This is a genomic window from Pirellulales bacterium (assembly GCA_033762255.1).
Classification (GTDB): Bacteria; Planctomycetota; Planctomycetia; order Pirellulales; family JALHPA01; genus JANRLT01.
On the sequence record JANRLT010000009.1, the window covers coordinates 1 to 17157 of the forward strand.

Below are 17157 nucleotides of genomic sequence, written 5' to 3' on the forward strand. Positions count from 1 at the left end.
GGTGCGGCCCAACTATGACGCTATCCTCATCGGCAATGAATCGGCGAATTATATTCAACCTGACGGGGGGAATGACCAATTGCGAGGATTGGGGGGGAGCGATGATTTGCGTGGTGAACTGGGGAATGACGTCTATGTCTATGGCCCCGCCGATAATGATCCCCTGGCTGTGGATAGCATTCTCGATGCAGCGGGCCGAGGTCAGGACCGTTTTGATTTTACGGCCTTTACCCAGGGAGTACACGCCGACCTGGCGACCAACACCATCCGTACCGCCGACCGGATGCGGATCATCGCCCAGGGCAAAGTGGAAAATGCCAAATCTGTTTGTGAAATAGAGGATCTGACCGGCAGCCGTTGGCAGGATTTTTTGCTGGGAAACAACTTGGCAAATGTTCTTCGGGGTGGCGGCGGGGATGATGTGTTCTGGGGGGGGACGGCGGGTAATGACAGCCTGCAAGGCGAAATAGGCGATGACTTGTATTACGTGACCGAGCGGGGGGCAAATTTGGGACAAGTGCGGTTAATTGAACAATCCGGACAAGGGCAGGATACGTTGGATTTTACCTATTTTGCGGCGCTCGGGATGCCTATTCGGAGTATGGGAAATCAGGTCTTTAGCCGCCAAACATCGCAATTGCTGGCCACACTGGAAGGGAACAGCGGGTATTTTGAGCAGTGGCACGGCGCCCTGTAGATGGTTGATCATGCTTGGAGACAATTCCGGCAAAAAAACTTTCCGTGACACCGTTCCCCCGGTGGCAGCCGGAATGCCGCGCCTACTGCGAAGTTTCTAGCCGTATGTTACACTAATCCTAGTGTCTAATAAGCGCGGTGTTTAATAGGCCAGGCTGTGGAATGGGTCACAGTCAACAGACATGGGCCAATCCCCCCGCCGGGGATGGTCCGGAACCACCAGATTTCATTGCGAGTAACTATGTTGGGCTACTTGGCGGTACCGCTATCGATCTTAACAACCGCACTTTCCTGGGGAATGTACGGTGTGGTGCTCAAATGGGGATCGGAGGAAATGGCCGGCAGCCGCCTGCGGTCGTTTATCTGCGTCGGACTGGCGTATTTTTTAATTGCGGTATTAGTGCCGGCGGTGATCTTGCGGATGCAAGGAGAAAAAGGAAGCTGGACGACCAGCGGCTTTTTGTGGAGCTTTATTGCCGGCGTGCTGGGGGCGTTGGGGGCGTTGGGGATTTTGTTGGCCCTGACGTTCAAGGGTAGCCCCATCTACGTGATGCCGTTGGTCTTTGGCGGCGCTCCCGTGATCAACACGTTTACCTCGATGTTTTTTGCCCGCAATTTCAAGGTCAATCCATTCTTTCTGGCGGGGATGATCCTGGTCATCGCGGGCGCGGCCCTGGTGCTGGTCTTTCAACCAAAGATCACCGGCGCTGTCAAAGGCCCCTTGCTGTTGGAAATGTGGGATTGGATCAAAATTATTGCTTCGATCACCCTGACGATTGTTTGCTGGGGCGCTTATGGGCCGACCTTGCATAAAGGTCAAATGGCCATGCAGGGAAGCCGGCTGCGCCCCTTGATTTGCGTCGGTCTGGCTTATTTTTTGGTCGCGGTGGTCATACCCTTTATGTTGATTCCCCTGGTCGACTCCACTCCCTCGGTCGCGGGGGGGTGGACCTTTGGCGGGTTCTTATGGAGCTTTGGGGCCGGGGCGGCGGGTGCTATTGGTGCTTTGGGCATTATTCTGGCATTTAATTACGGCGGTAAACCGAACTATGTCATGCCGCTGGTGTTTGGCGGCGCGCCCATCGTTAATACATTTTTTTCGCTAGCAACCGCTTCGGGCACGCTCGAGCCGGTTAATCCGATATTTTATTCGGGGTTGATCATGGCGATCATCGGCGCGGTTTGCGTGCTGGTTTTTGCTCCCAAAGGGGGAGGCCCGCACGGCCTGCCCGCGGCCGCGCCACCCCCGGAATTTTCGGCCGCGCCGGCCGCATCTCATGCGGTCAACCCGTCCGCGGCTAGCGGCGTGGTGGCAACCGCCAATCCCGCCAGCACGCTCGAATAAGCAAAGTTTCCGCCGCGTGGAGACATGCTAGCAAGCAGACGCGGCATGGGGGTGGCGGGGCGCTTCGGAATTGCCCAAATTTGCAAAACGATTTACAATTCCCAACCGCGCTGTTCGCGGGTCGCCGACCTGATTGTCGGTCAGCCGCGACGAATTGCCACTTGTTTTGCAAGGATGCATCCCATGTCCGCACCGGTACCCCGGATCTCGTCGCCACTTGCGCCGCACGAGCAATTGCTGGCGGCCCGCCACATTTTAGCGCGCGAAGCCGAAGCCCTCGAACTGCTCTCCGCGCGACTCGATACGGAATTTTGCCGCGCGGCCGACTTGCTTGCCATGTGCGAGGGTAATCTCTTGTTATGCGGGATTGGCAAGGCCGGGTTAATCGCCCAAAAATTAACCGCCACTTTTTCCTCCACGGGGACGCCCGCGCATTTTTTACATCCCGCCGAGGCGATCCACGGTGATTTAGGCCGGGTGCGCCGCTCGGATGTGGTCTTGATCCTGTCGCAAAGTGGCGAGACCGAGGAAATCACGCGGATTTTGCCCCCGCTGCGCGAACTGGGGCCTCCCCTCGTGGCCATGACCGCCCGCCGCACTAGCTCCCTGGGGAAGGCCGCGGCGATTACCCTGGAACTAGGCAAACTGCAAGAAGCCTGCCCGTTGGGGTTAGCCCCCAGCACCTCCACCACGGCGATGTTGGGCCTGGGGGACGCGCTGGCTCTGGTGGTCAGCCAAATGCGCGGATTTGACCAGCGGGACTTTGCCCGATTGCACCCCGGCGGGGCCTTGGGCCGTAAATTGGCCAAAGTCGAGGACGTCATGCGGCCGCTGGGTGAATGCCGCCTGAGCTCTTGCGGGTTGACGGTGCGGCAAGTCCTGGCGACGGCGCGCATGCCGCGGCGGCGCACGGGGGCCATTATGATTGTCGACCCCCACGGTGTCTTGCGCGGCATTTTTACCGATAGCGACCTGGCTCGGCTATTCGAAACGCATAACGACCGGCAACTGGATCTACCCATTCGGCAAGTTATGACCAAGCACCCCCGCCAAGTGACGCTGGGGATGCCGCTAAGCTCTGCCCTGGAAATCTTGGCCGAACGTAAAATCAGCGAACTCCCCGTGGTGGATGCCGAACAGCGCCCCGTGGGTCTGATTGACATTACCGATGTGCTGGGCATGTTTGAAGAACGCGGGCCGCTGCGCGCGGCGGTTGTGACCGGCAGCGCCGAGGCCGCGGGCGCTTCGACGATCACGAGCCCGATTCCCATTTCAGCGCCGTCGGACATTGGTCAAGGGAACGGCTTGCACACGGAGGAATGGATTATTTCGCAGGTGGAACCTGGCATGCCGGATATGCAGCGGCCACCAACGGGAACCTGGATTGCCGCGGGCTGGCCGGAGGACCAAAATGCGAGCGCCGGCATGATTTACCCTGTCGGTCAAGCTTTGGCAGATATCCCAGCCGGAGCATCCCCGCCAACCGTAACCTCCAACGCGATTCCCCGGCCTAATTCTTCCGCCTTTTTTGGTCCCGCGCGCACTCCCCCCCGGACGCACGCGTAGTTTTTTTGAGGGGGTGTTCCCGTTTGAGGAAGTCCGCATGTCCCTTGCCACGCGATGTCAGCGAGTCGAGTTGTTCTTATCGGATGTGGATGGCGTCCTGACCGATGGGGGCGTGATTTTTGACAACCAAGGATTGGAAATCAAGCGGTTTCATATTCGCGACGGCTTGGGGATCAAGCTTTGGCAGCAGGCGGGGTATCGGTTTGGCATTATCACCGGCCGTGCATCCCAAATCGTGCGCGTGCGGGCGACAGAATTGGGGATTGATCTGTTACGCCAGGGGGTCGAGGACAAATGGGCGATGGCGCGGCAGATGATTCAAGAATTGCAAATTCGACCGGAACAAGTGGCGTACATGGGGGATGATTTGCCCGATTTGCCCGTCATGCGGCAGGTGGGATTGGCGATCGCTCCGGCGGACGCCGCGCGCGAGGTGCGCAACGCCGCGCACCTGATCACCGAACTGCGCGGGGGACAGGGGGCGGTGCGCGAAGCGTTGGAGGCGGTGCTGCAGGCGCAGGGGCGCTGGGAATATCTGGTTCAAAAGTATCAACCCTAGCCGGTTGGCGGCTGGGTCGATCCGCGGCACTTTTATTAGGTTGTTATGCCTCGGTGGCGACGGACATTTTGGGGATTTTTACTCACGCTGGCGGCCTTTTGGCTGTATCAAGCGCTCGCCGCCCCCTGGCTAGAGCCCCAGGCGCAATGGCATACAAACGCCTCAACGGTCAGCGACCAACAATATGAGGCCGCACAAAAAGAGGCCGAACGCCTGGAACCCTATCAGTACTTGTTTCCCGAGGGATCATGGGAGCGGCAAAAGCCAATCTTACTGGAAAGCGCGGGAACCATGTTCCTGCTCGAAAGCTATGAGAATCTGCGTGACGGACGGATAAAACTCTCTCGCTGCTCGCTGGTGTTTTTACCCGATGGAGAAGTGGATTTTATCAATCCGCAAAAGCGCATCCTCATCCTGCAAGCACCTGAGGGCGCAATCTTAGAATTTGACCAGCCGATCGACTTGCAACGGGCCAAGGTGGGAAAGTTGATCGGCGGAGTGCTGGCGGGAAACGTGATCATTCGCGGTACGCCCAGCCGTCCGGGAGGGGACGACGCCCTGATCGCCCAGACTAGCAATGTCAGCATGAACGAAGAGCAAATGTGGACGGAAGCGCCGGTGCAGGCGAGTTTGGGTCCGCATCGGCTGGCGGGTCGGGGGATGATGTTGCGGTTCTTGCCAGCGCCGGCCGCCACGGGCAAGCAGCGCGGTCCGCGAGTCGGGGGGATCGAAAGTTTCTCCCTGGCCACCGAGGTACGGATGCTTTTACAACCGGGCCAGGGAGGATTTTTACCCGGCGACCGCGAGCGGAGCACTGCCGCCGCGGGGATTCAACCCCCCTCACACCTGGCCCCCGTGGAGCCGCCGCTGGAAATACGCTGTCAGGGGGAATTTTTGTTTCACATGGTGCAGCGGCTGGCCACATTTCAGGATCAAGTAACGGTGTTGAGGTTGTTTCCCAATCAACCCGCCGATCAACTTACTGCCGAATGGCTGCAGGTGGAGTTTCAGGCCCGGCAAAAATCCCCGGCCGCCGTGGCTCCAGCCAGTGCCACGGCCTCGAATGGTACCGCCAATCCCTCCACAGCGCTTGAGCCGCGCGCCATTCATGCGCGGGGACGTCCCGTGGCCATCCGCGCGCCTTCCAGTCAACTTAACTTAGATGCCGAAGCGATCCAGTATGATTTGCTAACCGGACGGGTCGCACTCGATGGTGAACGCGAAGTCCATGTGGTCCAGGGGCAAAATGAATATCATGGCCGCGGGGTCACCTATGAGCCGGGACCGACCGGCGGGTTGGGACGCCTGGCCGCCACGGGACCGGGCGTGTTTAAGGCGATCAATCCCGATCCCGCGCGGGGCAAGTTGGAGATAGAGTTTGCCCGTTCATTAAAAATGCGACCCCACGAAAGAAATCAAGTGATTTCGATACTGGGCAACGCGCGGGTGGCCTCCAGCACATTTGGCGAATTAACAGGAGCGGAAATCCACTTTTGGCTCTGGGAACAACCCGTCAATTCCCGGGCAAAAACAACGCAACTACCCCCCGTTGGCCAGGGAGGCGGAATTTCCGCGGGGTTATTAGGTAACGCGGGGACGGTCAATGCCCTGCCTGATCGGTTGCTGGCGACGGGCCACGTCAATTTTCGCACACCACAAATCACCGGACAGACAGAACGCCTGGAGGCTTGGTTTGATACGGTCTCCCCGGTTAAAAACAGACAACCCTCCTCCACGCCTGATTCGAGCTCTCCGCCGCGAATTGTTCCCATCCAAACCAACGCGGTCCCTCCGGGACCGGTTCGGCAAACCGTGGGCTATCCGCCAGACGCCGCCAGTCCCCTGGCGGGACTGCCGCACAATCCTCCCGCCCAGCCCCCCGAATCCCGCTATGATGTGCGCGGCGAGTTGATCCGCGTGCAATTTACCGCCGCCAGCGGTCAGCAGGCGTTGGAGGACATCACCATTGATAATGGGGTGCGGTTGCAAGAATTTTCCACTGACGGGCAGGCGACGCGGGGCTTGGCGATTATCGGTGACCACCTGGAAGTCTTGCGGGCCACGGCCCCCACCGCCGAAATGACCGTCACTGGCAAACCCGCCCTGGTCAGCGCGCGGGGCCTGGAGTCGCAGGGGGATATCATCAAACTGTTGCGCGGTGAAAATCGCGTGTGGATCGATGGAGTCGGGCGGGTGAAATTGCCACCGGGGGGGGGCCGCAATATTTTAGCGCCAGGTGTCGCGGGACAGCCCGTGACACCCGCAAACAACACTCCGCCCCTGCCAACCAACGCGGAACCGATTGTGATTGATTTTGCCCGTGGGCTAAATTTTGACGGTCAAGTGATTGCAATCACGGGAGATGTGCTAGTCACGATGAAAAGCCAGCGGACAAACGCTTCCCGCTCGCTCAATCGACCAACGAATCTACCCGCAACCAGCGCGGCGGTTTCCTCACCGCAAAATCAGCCACTCATTACCGAGACCCGCACCCTCCGCACCCAGCGAGTCGCGGTCAAATTAACGGAACGAATCAATTTTCAAGAGTTGAACAGTGGCAGCGCGTTGCTATCCCGCGAAATTGTTCCGTCCGGCGGCAATCAATCGAATCAGCCGGAGTTCCCCCTGGCTGAACAACCAGCCGAAGCCGCAACCACCCAGGTGGAGACCGTGACTTGTGACCAGGGGGTTGTGGTGGAAACTCGCGAGGACGATGCCGGGGGGAATGCCCTGAGTTGGCAGCAGCTACGGGCCGAGAGCGCCATCCTCAATCAAATAACGGGAGAAATCCAAGGGACCGGTCCCGGAGAACTAATTAGCCTACGCCAGGGCCGACCTGCTTTGCCAAATGCCGCCGGCACAAGAACCTCCCCGGCCGACGCTTCCACCGGATTGCAGTATTTGCATATCGATTACCGCCGGGGTTTTCAGGGGAATTTGTTGCGCCGCTTTGTGTCATTTGACAACCAAATCTTGGCTGTCACAGGTCCTGTGGCGGGGTGGACTGAAAAACTCGACCCCAACTATCCCGAACGCCTCGGTCCGCAGGGCATGGTGCTCAATTGTGATCGCTTGATCGTGGCCGAAGCGCCGACCTCCACCGCCGCTGGGGCCGCCACCGTCGAATTACAAGCCGTGGGTAACACCATTGTTGAGGGAGCCGCTTACACCGCCCGCGCGTATCGCCTTACTTATGCCCAAGCCAAGGATCAACTGGTTTTGGAGGGAGATGGGCGGACGGACGCAGAGGTAAATTACCAAGCCCAAGCGGGGGGCAAGCTGTCCCGCGCGGCGGCGGCCCGGCTGATGTTTTGGCCCGGCACCAACCGCGTGGATATATCAGAAGCAAGAATGGTTGATCTCAGTCAATTAGGCCAATAAGCAGCAATAAAGCTTAACATTAAATCGCCCGAAACGGCAAAATCTGTCTCACACGGGGGTCCCGCAGCCATAATCCCCCCCATAACATCACGCCCAAAAGAATCGGCATAAAGTATTCGCCGGGGCCATCGCCAATGCGGACATGGGTGGCCACCGCCCCCCCTAGATAACCGGTCAAGAGGATAGCCCCCAGTCCAGCGGTCTGGGGAATGATATACAAGGCGACACAGATAAGTTCGACCACGCCGACCCCGCGCATAAGGTCCATCGTCCAGCCAGACTTTGCCAGACCCTCGGCCATTTTCTCTCCCCCCGCGAACTTAAAGTATGCGCTCATCATCAGCATCAGCACCGGGAGCGTGCTAATAACATAACCTGCCCAGGTCATCATGTGGGGATTATGGGGATACGTGTCGTCGGGGGTTGTTGTCATTTTTTTCCCTGGAAAATATTGCTTGTCTGGGAAACATTTTATGGTGTTGCCTGCCTATTGGCAATCCCGCATCAGACATATTAGTAAGGGAATGATAGTAAAATAGACATTGTCCGTGACCACGGCCTGCAGCCGCAATATTAAGAATAGCGACAAAAAATCTTCAGCTGAAACAGAATGATGGCATTAGGCTTTTATTGACGAAACACGATTACGATAAAGGCCGGGATCGATGGCTGCTAACATTTTTTCAGAATCAACATGATTGGATAAGAAATGGCGAATGCGCGCCGCCTGAAAATGGGGCTCGGCCAAGAGCGTGTTATAGCTAACGGGCAATACCGCGAGGTGCGATTGTTCTTTTTCCAACCACGTGTGGAGTTTTTGCAGATGCAAGAGGTAGGCTTTTTGGATCGCATCACGCGGGGCAACGGGCTGACCCAGGCGCACGAGCATTTTTTCTTGCGAGGCAATAATTTCCTGTAAATTGCGCTCCATCAGGATGACGCGGTATCGTTCCGTCACGGGGAGGTCGTACAACAGTTGCGAGACCAGCTTGACCGCCTGGCCCCGAATCCCCGGCACCCAAGAGCTATCGTGCTTGAGCCGCTTGACCGCTTCAAATTCGCAATAGCCATGCGGGTTGTCGCTGTCCGCGGCGCGAATTTTGTCGGTAACGATGGGCATTCCCCCCGCGGCCAGCATTTGCATCATAAGGGATGTACCGGAACGGGGCAGACCGGAAACGACCACAATATCGGTCAACATTTCACCCGATGGGGAATTGGCGGGGGGCATAAAATAAGTCGTGAGAAAAAATCGAGGATGGAGGGGACGAAAAAACTATAAATTCACGCGCAGCGGTTTGCTCAGCAGCCACGCCGCGACCAGCGAAATCACAAACCAACTGATGAGCCAAGTGCGTGTGCCGCTGATCCAGGAGAGGCGGGGAGGGTAGTCGATGCTGATCCATTGCACGGGACTATCGGGGGAGAATGGTCCTTCCGCGGGATGCAGCAAGGCTGTTTGCCAATCCATCGCGGGGCGCAACAGGCTGACGCGCGGCGTCTCGTGGGAGTGCTGGCCGACGGCAATTTGCTTGGTAACGGTTGTTCCCCCCACATTCAGCCGTAATTCGTGCTGGCCGGGTATTGATGCCTGCAAGCGAAAGCAAACCTGGTTTTGGCTGGCGACGCGCACCGGACCCAGGTTCGCGCTGATCGCGGAATGCGGCTCCAGGCTGACGGTGGCGTCGGGGGGGACATCGGGCCGCATTTGCATGGTAAGTATTACTTCCTCTCCCGCGAGCAGCGGCCGCGCCTGGTACCAGAGCGACAATTGTCCCAATAGCAAAAGCGTGGGGACCAGCATGACCAGCATCGGCACGACGGCATACGCCACCGAGATCGTCGCCCCCCCCAACACCCGTAAAATGGCCAGCAGACAGACGCGCAGATCATCCTTAAAGAGCGACAAAGCCAGCAAATTGGCTTTGATCCGCGCGCGGGTCCGCTGGATTGCCGCTTGGGGCGAGGTGTACTTATACACCACCAGCATGATAACGCCCGTTACCACGGCGATTACCGCCAGTGAGAGCGCGGCGGGCCATCCCGTCAGCGGGCCTAGGACCATTTGTCCCAGCGCATTGGCCAGTTGGTTGCCGATGGTAATTAGTTGTGTCATGTGCGTGGTGGGTGATTAATTGTCGCGGCCTATTCGATATAGCCCAATCCCCGCAGTTGGTCGGTCACTAATTTTTCGGCATCATCCAGCTTTAACCGGCTGATTTCTTGTTCCAGGCAATGCGCGGCAAATTCTTGCACGCTGCTGTATCCGGCCAGGGTGGCCGCCTGGGTGGCGCGTTCAAAGAGGCCGTTATCAAGTTCGATCTTTGGCATGGGTGGGAGTAAGTGAGAATTGAGTGGTGAAGGGGGAAAATAGTGGGTAAATCTAGTCTAAAAAGCCGTTCTGCCCTGCATGGAGCTGGGTTTATCCAGGCCAAATTTTGCCAGGATGGAGGGAGCAATATCAATCAACGAGGGATTGTTAATTGTCAACGGCCGGTTGCAGCACAGCAGTCCGGGGACTTCATCGGCGTCGCAACAGTGGTCCGCGCTCCAGGCGGCGGTGTTATCCAACAGCACATCCTCGGTCAGGTCCCCCAGACAGGTTTCCCAGCTCGCGCGGTACCCCCGCGCGTAACCCACGATCAGGTCGGGCGCGAGCGCTGTGGCGGACCCATGGTAAATTTTTTCGGCGCGGTAAACCTGGCGAATCACCGGCTGATCGTCAAAGTCGCGCACGGCGAGCAGTTTTTCGCATAGTTCTTCCAGGAGAAGCGCGCGTTGTTCCCCGGGTTCGACAATGCCGTCCCGTTCACGTCCCTTAAGGTTTAGGTACAAGCCGTTGATCCCCAGGCCATAGGCGACGGTTTGAGACCAGTCAACATCATGCATGATGGATGTGCAGGTGGTCGGGCCTAGATAGCCATAATCCCGCAGCCAGGAATTCAGATTAAACTGCCGCCCAAAATTGGCAAAGCCATGATCGCTCATGACGATTAACGTCGCTCGGTCGCCGTAATTGTCATACAATTCGCCGATCACCTGATCCAGTCGCTGGTACAGTCGGCGAATGTACTGAAATTTTTGCCGCGCGGCGGCGGCGTCGCGAATGGGATGCGGATCATCGCTATCCCACCAGAACATATGCGACTGCAAATCGCTGCTGGAAAAATAAAAAAACAACAGCCCGTCGTCATAGTCTGCCACGGCCCGTTCCAATAGCGCCAACCGTTCCTCCAGGACCAGATTTGCCTGCCGCTGGTACTCATCATCGTCAAAAATGCCATTAGTGCGGGCCTTGTGGTCCTCTTGGAAGCCGGTCGTATAAAACAGGCCCAGATCGTTGGCCAAATCCCCCACAAATGACGCCGGTTCGGACAAAGTCACCGCGGGAGCCGTGGGATCGATATTAATAGGCGTGGCGTACAGTCGAAAATTGGGCGCGGCTTCTTGCAAATAAAACCGCACGATCCCGCTGACGGATTGCGCCGGTAGGGGAGCCGGGGCGCTCAGCAAAAACGGCACCCGCACCCACGCGCTCCATTCCCCGGGTTTAAGCAGGATTCGCTTTTCGCCAATTTCCAAGACAACCGCATTTGCCGCGCGATCGCGATGGATTTTTATGGGCGCGGTTACCGGCTGGGGTTTTAAGAGCATGCTGTTCGTCGGTCCGATCAACTGCACCAGCGCGGTCTCATTGTCAAATTCCACCCGCGCGCGGTTTCCTCCCCCCTCGGACACCCCCTCGGCGGGCGTGTCTTGGCTAAAATATTGGTACGTGCCATAACTCCCCTGCATGTCGGGCGTCCCCATGCCGCTAAGGCAACGATGATGCCCATAGACCGACGGGCTGGGGGGGTAATTTGACGGCAAATCATAAAACGTGCTAGGAATCCCCGCCGCGTCCAAAAAATCCCAAAATGGCGTCCCCTGCCGCCGCAGCACGGTGCTGGGGGGCTGATGCTGAAACGGCCAAAAATCCAACTGGAGTTGGTGGTCCCCGATGGTCCATCCCCCCTGCCCTGGCATGGTTTCCGCACCGGAGTAAAAGGTTTTACACTGCTCCTCGGGATGTCGATGGACAAAGTCGAATAACCCATGCGAGCCAGGCCCCGCGCCATTAATAAAGCTGGCCCAGGCGACCGGGCTTTGCGGGGGGATGCTAGTGGCGAGGGGAGAAAACCCCCCCGCTCGGGACATTTTTTGCAGGTTTGGCAGTTCCCCCGCGGACATCATTTGCCGACTCAAGCGGGGGTCCATGCCATCGATGCCGATGACGATTACTTTTTGACCGGCGCTTTTTGAGATGCGATTGATGCCGCCACCATAATACGCGGTGCCCGCCAGGGCGGTGAGTAACCCCGCCGTCGCGGTCCCGGTGAGTAATTGGCGTCGGGTTAACCCTCGTCTATTACGGTTCGGTGCGGGAGTTGGCCTGTGGCTTGGGCCATTTTCCTGCAATAGGGGTTTGTGGTTTGTCATGCGCGCACCGGCGAGTTGGGAACAGTCCCCTGGGACGGGGTGGATTGGGATTTTGTCACGGGGGAGGGCTTGCCCAAGGAGAGGATTTTGCCATCCATGTAGTCAGGCTGGGGAATGCCGAACAAATTGAGCACGGTGGGGGCGATATCTAGTAGCCGCGGATTTTCCGTCGTGATTGCCCGATTACAAAACAAGATTCCGGGGACCACGCTGGGATCGACACAATGGTCGCCGCTCCAAGCCTTGAGATTGTCATGAAAGAGACTGGTGGAGGTTTTTCCCACCGCCGCGTCCCAAGAGACCCGATACCCCCGCTCATAACCGACGATCAGGTCTGGCGCTTGTTCCTTATAGGGACCGCGATACGCCAGCGGCGACTGATAGACTTTCTTGATAGGTGGTTGGCCCGTTTGGGGATCGATCAGTTTGGCCAGCTTGGCGGCTATTTCCGCGCGCAACGCGGCGGCTGTTTCTCCCGCGGGAACGATTCCCTGGGCGAACTTTCCCGCCTCATTAATAAATATTCCCGTCAGGCCAATCGCAAACGCGCGGGTCCGCGACCAATCGACCCCACCTAGATATTGCTGGTTACGTTCCTCAGGCCGGACCACCAAATAGCCCTGTTCCTCTAGCCAGCGATTGAGGTCAATCCCCCGTCGAAACGTATTAAATCCATGATCCGACAGGACCATGAGCAAGGTTCCCGGATCGCGGCAACGCTCCATCGTCCGTCCCACAAGCGCGTCCATCCGCTGGTATAATTCGGTAATGGCCTGAGTGTGTTCGGGGGGAAATTCCGCCGGGCGCGCGGGATGATCGGGGTCTTGGTAACGCCAAAACATATGTTGCATCCTGTCGGTCCCGTCAAATACACAGACGCAAAAACCCCGGCGAACTTTATCCAACCCGTCAAAGAACATCGACTCTCGTTCTCGGTCGATATCCTGGCATTGACGGGCAAACTGGGCGTCATCCAACACTTCTTCGCTCAGTCCCCAGGTATCTTCCGCCAAGCCCAGCGTGGCGTACGGGCCTTGGTTTTTTGCCAGATAAATCGGATAGACCGCCGGATATCCCAGGGGGAGTACGGGGTTTTCGGGGTCGATGTTGATGGGCGTGGCATACAAATCAAATTCCGGGGTGGTATTTAACAGCATGAACCGGCAGATGCCCGTCACGCCCCTTCCCCAGCCCAACGAAAATCGGACTTGCACCCACGGGGTGTATTCGTTTGGTCGCAAATGATAAGTGGCACCGTTGATTTTGAGCGTGGCCGTGCCATCGCCGGGTAGAAACACCTCAAAAGGAGCGGTTAATGGTCCTCGGGTTGGCTGAGTGGGATGCGGCGGGCCGAGGAGCACATCACGGATTCGGATTTGGCCCCCTGGCAGTTCTTGACGGGTGACGACGCGCACGTCGCCGCCGGTTTTTTCCGCCACCCGCGCGGCGTTGGTTGTATAGTGCGAAAAAGTCCCCTGGGTCCCGCGTAAATCCGGAACGCACATGGCTGATAGCTGAATGCCATGCAGCTTTTCCGGCGGAAAAGTGATTGGTACGCGGATCACACAATTGAAGATGTTATATTCGCTCAGCAAACTCCAAAAAGGTTTGCTTTTGCGCAGCATCCTAATATCAGGCCGACCGCCAAATTTCCACGGGCCAATCCGCCAGGCGCGCTGCGCGGGGCGAATCTCGACCGAACTTAGCTTTGGCTGGTACGTTTGCAAATCCGGCGTCAGAAAGTCAAATATGTTATGCTTGCCCGGATTTACCCCGGTCTGAAATGTTGACCAGGCGACGGGGGAGATCGGGGGCAAGGTGGACCCCAGCGAACTAAAACTTCCCTGAGCGCGCAACTTGGCCAGATGAGGCAGCTTCCCCGCGTCCAGCAACTGGCAGGTAAGGCCATAATCCAGACCATCCAGGCCCAAGATCACCACGCGCTCCACCTGGGGCGGGAACGGGGGACTTTTTCGCCAAAAGATGCGCCACAACATGCGCACCGGCCAAACCAATAGCATCACCATTGCCGAGAAAATCGCAGCAAATACCGCCAAGAACGACCCCGCCAGGGCAAATCCCGCCCCGGGGCCTATATACGCCCAAGCGGGCTGGGGAAAAGCCAAACCGCAGGCGCAAATAATCGTGAATAAGATAAAAATTCGTCGCATGGCACAAAAACCGTGAGGCACTTTTTTTTGATTGATGAAGTCGTGGCTGGCTTTAATACAGATAGTGCAAATAACAGTGAAAAAAGTTTCCGCAGAGAATCGGCGGTCTTCTCTGCGGAATGGCCCTGCGCCTGATTGCTGGGTGCCAGGGTGGGATTGCCATTGCTGGCAAAATCGATGTGCAACAACTTGATGTGTGCTTTAGTGTGTTAATTCGATTTAGGGGATGGTTGCTCCGGTGTGGTTGTGTCGGCCGCCGGTTCTGTTTTTGGCGCTGGGGGAGATTGGGGCGGCTTTTCACGAGCCATGTCTTCCAACTTTTTGCCCGGTTGCAGGTCTTTGCCCGCAAAACCCGGAAAGGTGTCGGCATATCGAACAGCGCGAAATAGCGAACTTCCCGGACCGCTGCCAAATCCGCCGGGGCCTCCGGGTCCCCCGCGCCCCCGCGGTCCGCGTCGACCCTTGCCCGAGTTGTCGGCGGGATTAATGCCCGGGCCTGGCGGACCGTCAGGCCCCGGTTGTCCGTCTGGTCCGTCAAATCCCGGGGGACCGCCAAAGAATGGGGGTGGGCCACCGCCCCCCTCCGGAGGACCAAAACCAGGGGGGCCAAACCCCGGAGGCCCGCCTGGGCCGGGTCCGCCAGGTCCAGGCCCGCCCGGGCCAAAATTTTTCATTTCGCTCAGTTGCTCGTTTTGCTCGGCGGTCAAGATTTTGGCCAGTTGGGTATCGCTTGCGGTTTGCAATTTATCAATGGTCTGTTGTTGATCGGGCGATAGTTTGAGCTCTTCCCGTAGGTCGTCCGACAGTAGCTCTCCTGGCGCGGGGAGTCTCCGAAAGTCAAAACCGGCTGGCTCCGCCAACGATTTTTTTTGCTCATCGGTAAAGAGCTTTTCTAGTTGGGCGATGTTGGATTCATTCAGGTTTTTAATTTCTTCCCGTTGCTTATCGTCTAACTGCAATATATTGGCAAAGAAGTCGGGAAAGACGGTTCCTACTGGCGGAGGTCCAAAGCCTCCCGGTCCCCCGGGGGGACCAAAACCACCGGGACCCCCCGGTCCTCCGGGTCCGCCGCTCCCTTTAACAGGATTGACATATTTCCAGACGGTTTTGTTATCGGAGGTGACTTCAAAGACGATTCCCGACATCCCCGAACAAATCAGGGTATTTCCATTTGGGAGGCGCTGAGCGCCGGATATTAGCATTGAGAAAAATTCATTCTTAGTCGGCGCGATGTACGTCCATTCGGCTTTGCCGGGACCTTTGCCATAGGTGCCATCGGGCTTGAGTGGAGGAATAATTTCGTCCACGGTGGAGTAGCTGCCATCGCGACGGCCACCCCCATTATTAAAGATCAAAATGTGATCCTCACCAGGCAATCCCTTGGGAATCCAGTGCGCGTTGTGTTGGCCATAGAGGCGTTGTTCCACATTGCTGCCACTACGATAAGCGCGGGGGTTGCCCCAGCGATAAAGCAGGTCCCCTCCCCTGCCCCGTTTGCCCCCCGTGTGGCTGGCGGCTTCGGCGGTGGTGGTGCCGTGGTCGATAATCCAAATCTCGTGAAAAGAGTGCACGCTCACCACGATTTGGTCCAGTTCGGCGTTGTAGGCGACGGAATTAATATGGGTCCAATCGGTATTGGGGCCCATCATCCCCCCGCGTCTACCGGGACCACGCCCATCGGGAGCGCCATTGTCGGCAGAACCGGTTTGAAGGGGGATTTGTTTTCCGTCCCCGTCGACTTGTGGCGGTGCTTCCGGAGCATTTTTTTGATCGGGCGTGTCGGACTGACGATCGGCGGGTTGATTTGCGGCGGGTTGACTGTCGGCGGGTTGACTGTCGGCGGGAGTGCTGGGCCCACCCAAATAACCGATGGAGCGTAGCTTATCCGCGTCATCCTTGCGGGCGGTCATCCGGTTGAATTCCCGATCTCCGTAGTTGATGTCGATCAATTCGGGATGGGCCGCGACCCGGCCGTAACCTGGTTTGGCCTTATCAGTATCCTGGACCAAATGGTCCCAGACATTCCATTGCCACACAATTTCACCGGTGGTGGGACCGGTGGGTTTGATTTCGATGATTGAATCCGACATGAGCGCGTCCCCTAGTCCCTCGGGACGACGACCCGCGGCGATCGCCTCGGCCTTGGATTTTTTGTCCCAGACCACCAGCAGGACGTTGCCATTGGGCAAAGGGCAAATATCATGGTGTGGCAATTGCTTTTCGTTGGCCAGCTTAAAATCCCATACCAGGTTGCCTTGCCAGTCGTATTCTTGCACTTTGCCCCCCGCGCCGGGTCCACCCATGGTTTGTTCTTTTTGGGGTAAAGCGCCCGCCCGCAAGAGATGCCCGTTCTCTAGCAAATATGCGCTGAGCGCGGGGTTGCAACCGCACTCCCACTCATTAACGATGCGTCCCTCATTGTCGATGAGATACGTCTTGGTGGAGGTCATCGGCGCTAATAGCGTATAGCCGGGCTGGGCGGCGCTGGAGTTGAGCAAGAGTCCCGCCGCTTGTGGGGCGGATTTGGGTTGATCATTCGTGTTTTTTTTTATTTCCGCTGTATCCTGGGAGGGGGCGTCCGCGGTGGGTTTTTCCGGTTTATCATTTGCGGCGGTCGCGGTGGGGGTGTCGCTGGCGGGGGACGGTTCGGCGGCAAATCCAGGAATTTGTGACAGTGCTGTTAACTGTGCAATTCCCACCAAAAACACCAACGCCAGCGGAATGAATCTCACGCCCCCACTCCAGCAATGCATCCGCTGGCTCCGTGTGCCGCGCGATAAATAAATCGAATCGTGCATAAATCGAGTGTGTATTGAAAGAAAAAAGATAGGAGGGGAGAAAACTCGCCGCCTAAGGCGATCCCTAGCTGGTTCAGATGCGACGCATGGTCGAAAGAAGCGCGATCTTTTGATCAATCCGTGAATTATCTTGAAAAAAATACCGGACAGGGGATGTTCATT

The 17157-nt window shown here is 57.5% G+C and carries 12 protein-coding genes; 5 read left to right on the top strand and 7 right to left on the bottom strand.

The features are described from left to right. The 5 genes from SFX18_03025 to SFX18_03045 all read left to right on the top strand — a co-directional run. A partial coding sequence (locus tag SFX18_03025) for a hypothetical protein (GenBank protein ID MDX1962097.1) occupies nt 1-697 on the top strand: 697 nt, incomplete at its 5' end. Between the two features lie 240 nt (nt 698-937). After that, a complete protein-coding gene (locus SFX18_03030; GenBank protein ID MDX1962098.1) occupies nt 938-2041 on the top strand; it encodes an EamA family transporter in 1104 nt (367 codons plus the stop codon). Nucleotides 2042-2224: 183 nt separating this feature from the next. Further along, entirely contained in the window at nt 2225-3607 is a 1383-nt protein-coding gene (locus SFX18_03035; GenBank protein ID MDX1962099.1) for a KpsF/GutQ family sugar-phosphate isomerase, read from the top strand. A 37-nt stretch (nt 3608-3644) separates the two neighbouring features. Then, complete coding sequence (locus tag SFX18_03040; protein MDX1962100.1) at nt 3645-4166, top strand: HAD hydrolase family protein; 522 nt, start codon at nt 3645-3647, stop codon at nt 4164-4166. Nucleotides 4167-4211: 45 nt separating this feature from the next. Beyond that, nucleotides 4212-7547 carry a hypothetical protein gene (locus SFX18_03045; protein ID MDX1962101.1) on the top strand — a complete coding sequence of 1112 codons (3336 nt, stop codon included), beginning with the start codon at nt 4212-4214 and terminating at the stop codon, nt 7545-7547. Nucleotides 7548-7566: 19 nt separating this feature from the next. Here SFX18_03045 and SFX18_03050 read toward each other — a convergent pair whose 3' ends face one another. The 7 genes from SFX18_03050 to SFX18_03080 form a co-directional block, all read right to left on the bottom strand. Then, nucleotides 7567-7980: a DoxX family protein gene (locus tag SFX18_03050; protein ID MDX1962102.1), complete on the bottom strand. Its 414-nt coding sequence runs from the start codon at nt 7978-7980 to the stop codon at nt 7567-7569. 186 nt (nt 7981-8166) lie between these two features. After that, entirely contained in the window at nt 8167-8778 is a 612-nt protein-coding gene (locus SFX18_03055) for a sulfotransferase family protein (GenBank protein ID MDX1962103.1), read from the bottom strand. A gap of 45 nt (nt 8779-8823) precedes the next feature. Next, the gene (locus SFX18_03060; GenBank protein ID MDX1962104.1) at nt 8824-9663 is read right to left on the bottom strand and encodes a hypothetical protein; all 840 of its coding nucleotides are present in this window, start codon (nt 9661-9663) and stop codon (nt 8824-8826) included. A 29-nt stretch (nt 9664-9692) separates the two neighbouring features. Next, nucleotides 9693-9878: a hypothetical protein gene (locus tag SFX18_03065; GenBank protein MDX1962105.1), complete on the bottom strand. Its 186-nt coding sequence runs from the start codon at nt 9876-9878 to the stop codon at nt 9693-9695. A 57-nt stretch (nt 9879-9935) separates the two neighbouring features. Beyond that, nucleotides 9936-12026 carry an alkaline phosphatase family protein gene (locus SFX18_03070; GenBank protein ID MDX1962106.1) on the bottom strand — a complete coding sequence of 697 codons (2091 nt, stop codon included), beginning with the start codon at nt 12024-12026 and terminating at the stop codon, nt 9936-9938. Continuing rightward, nucleotides 12023-14197 (bottom strand): alkaline phosphatase family protein, encoded by a 2175-nt coding sequence (locus tag SFX18_03075; protein MDX1962107.1) that lies wholly within the window; start codon nt 14195-14197, stop codon nt 12023-12025. Before SFX18_03075 ends, SFX18_03070 begins: the two co-directional genes overlap by 4 nt. A 209-nt stretch (nt 14198-14406) precedes the next feature. After that, the gene (locus tag SFX18_03080) at nt 14407-16995 is read right to left on the bottom strand and encodes an aryl-sulfate sulfotransferase (GenBank protein ID MDX1962108.1); all 2589 of its coding nucleotides are present in this window, start codon (nt 16993-16995) and stop codon (nt 14407-14409) included. Between the last annotated feature and the right edge of the window lie 162 nt (nt 16996-17157).

What these genes read in the sequence shown, in the direction of transcription:
- SFX18_03075 (MDX1962107.1), bottom strand. Translation starts at nt 14,197, where the DNA reads ATGCGACGAATTTTTATCTTATTCACGATTATTTGCGCCTGCGGTTTG.
- SFX18_03040 (MDX1962100.1), top strand. Translation starts at nt 3,645, where the DNA reads ATGTCCCTTGCCACGCGATGTCAGCGAGTCGAGTTGTTCTTATCGGAT.
- SFX18_03050 (MDX1962102.1), bottom strand. Translation starts at nt 7,980, where the DNA reads ATGACAACAACCCCCGACGACACGTATCCCCATAATCCCCACATGATG.
- SFX18_03055 (MDX1962103.1), bottom strand. Translation starts at nt 8,778, where the DNA reads ATGCCCCCCGCCAATTCCCCATCGGGTGAAATGTTGACCGATATTGTG.
- SFX18_03070 (MDX1962106.1), bottom strand. Translation starts at nt 12,026, where the DNA reads ATGACAAACCACAAACCCCTATTGCAGGAAAATGGCCCAAGCCACAGG.
- SFX18_03080 (MDX1962108.1), bottom strand. Translation starts at nt 16,995, where the DNA reads ATGCACGATTCGATTTATTTATCGCGCGGCACACGGAGCCAGCGGATG.
- SFX18_03060 (MDX1962104.1), bottom strand. Translation starts at nt 9,663, where the DNA reads ATGACACAACTAATTACCATCGGCAACCAACTGGCCAATGCGCTGGGA.
- SFX18_03065 (MDX1962105.1), bottom strand. Translation starts at nt 9,878, where the DNA reads ATGCCAAAGATCGAACTTGATAACGGCCTCTTTGAACGCGCCACCCAG.
- SFX18_03035 (MDX1962099.1), top strand. Translation starts at nt 2,225, where the DNA reads ATGTCCGCACCGGTACCCCGGATCTCGTCGCCACTTGCGCCGCACGAG.
- SFX18_03030 (MDX1962098.1), top strand. Translation starts at nt 938, where the DNA reads ATGTTGGGCTACTTGGCGGTACCGCTATCGATCTTAACAACCGCACTT.
- SFX18_03045 (MDX1962101.1), top strand. Translation starts at nt 4,212, where the DNA reads ATGCCTCGGTGGCGACGGACATTTTGGGGATTTTTACTCACGCTGGCG.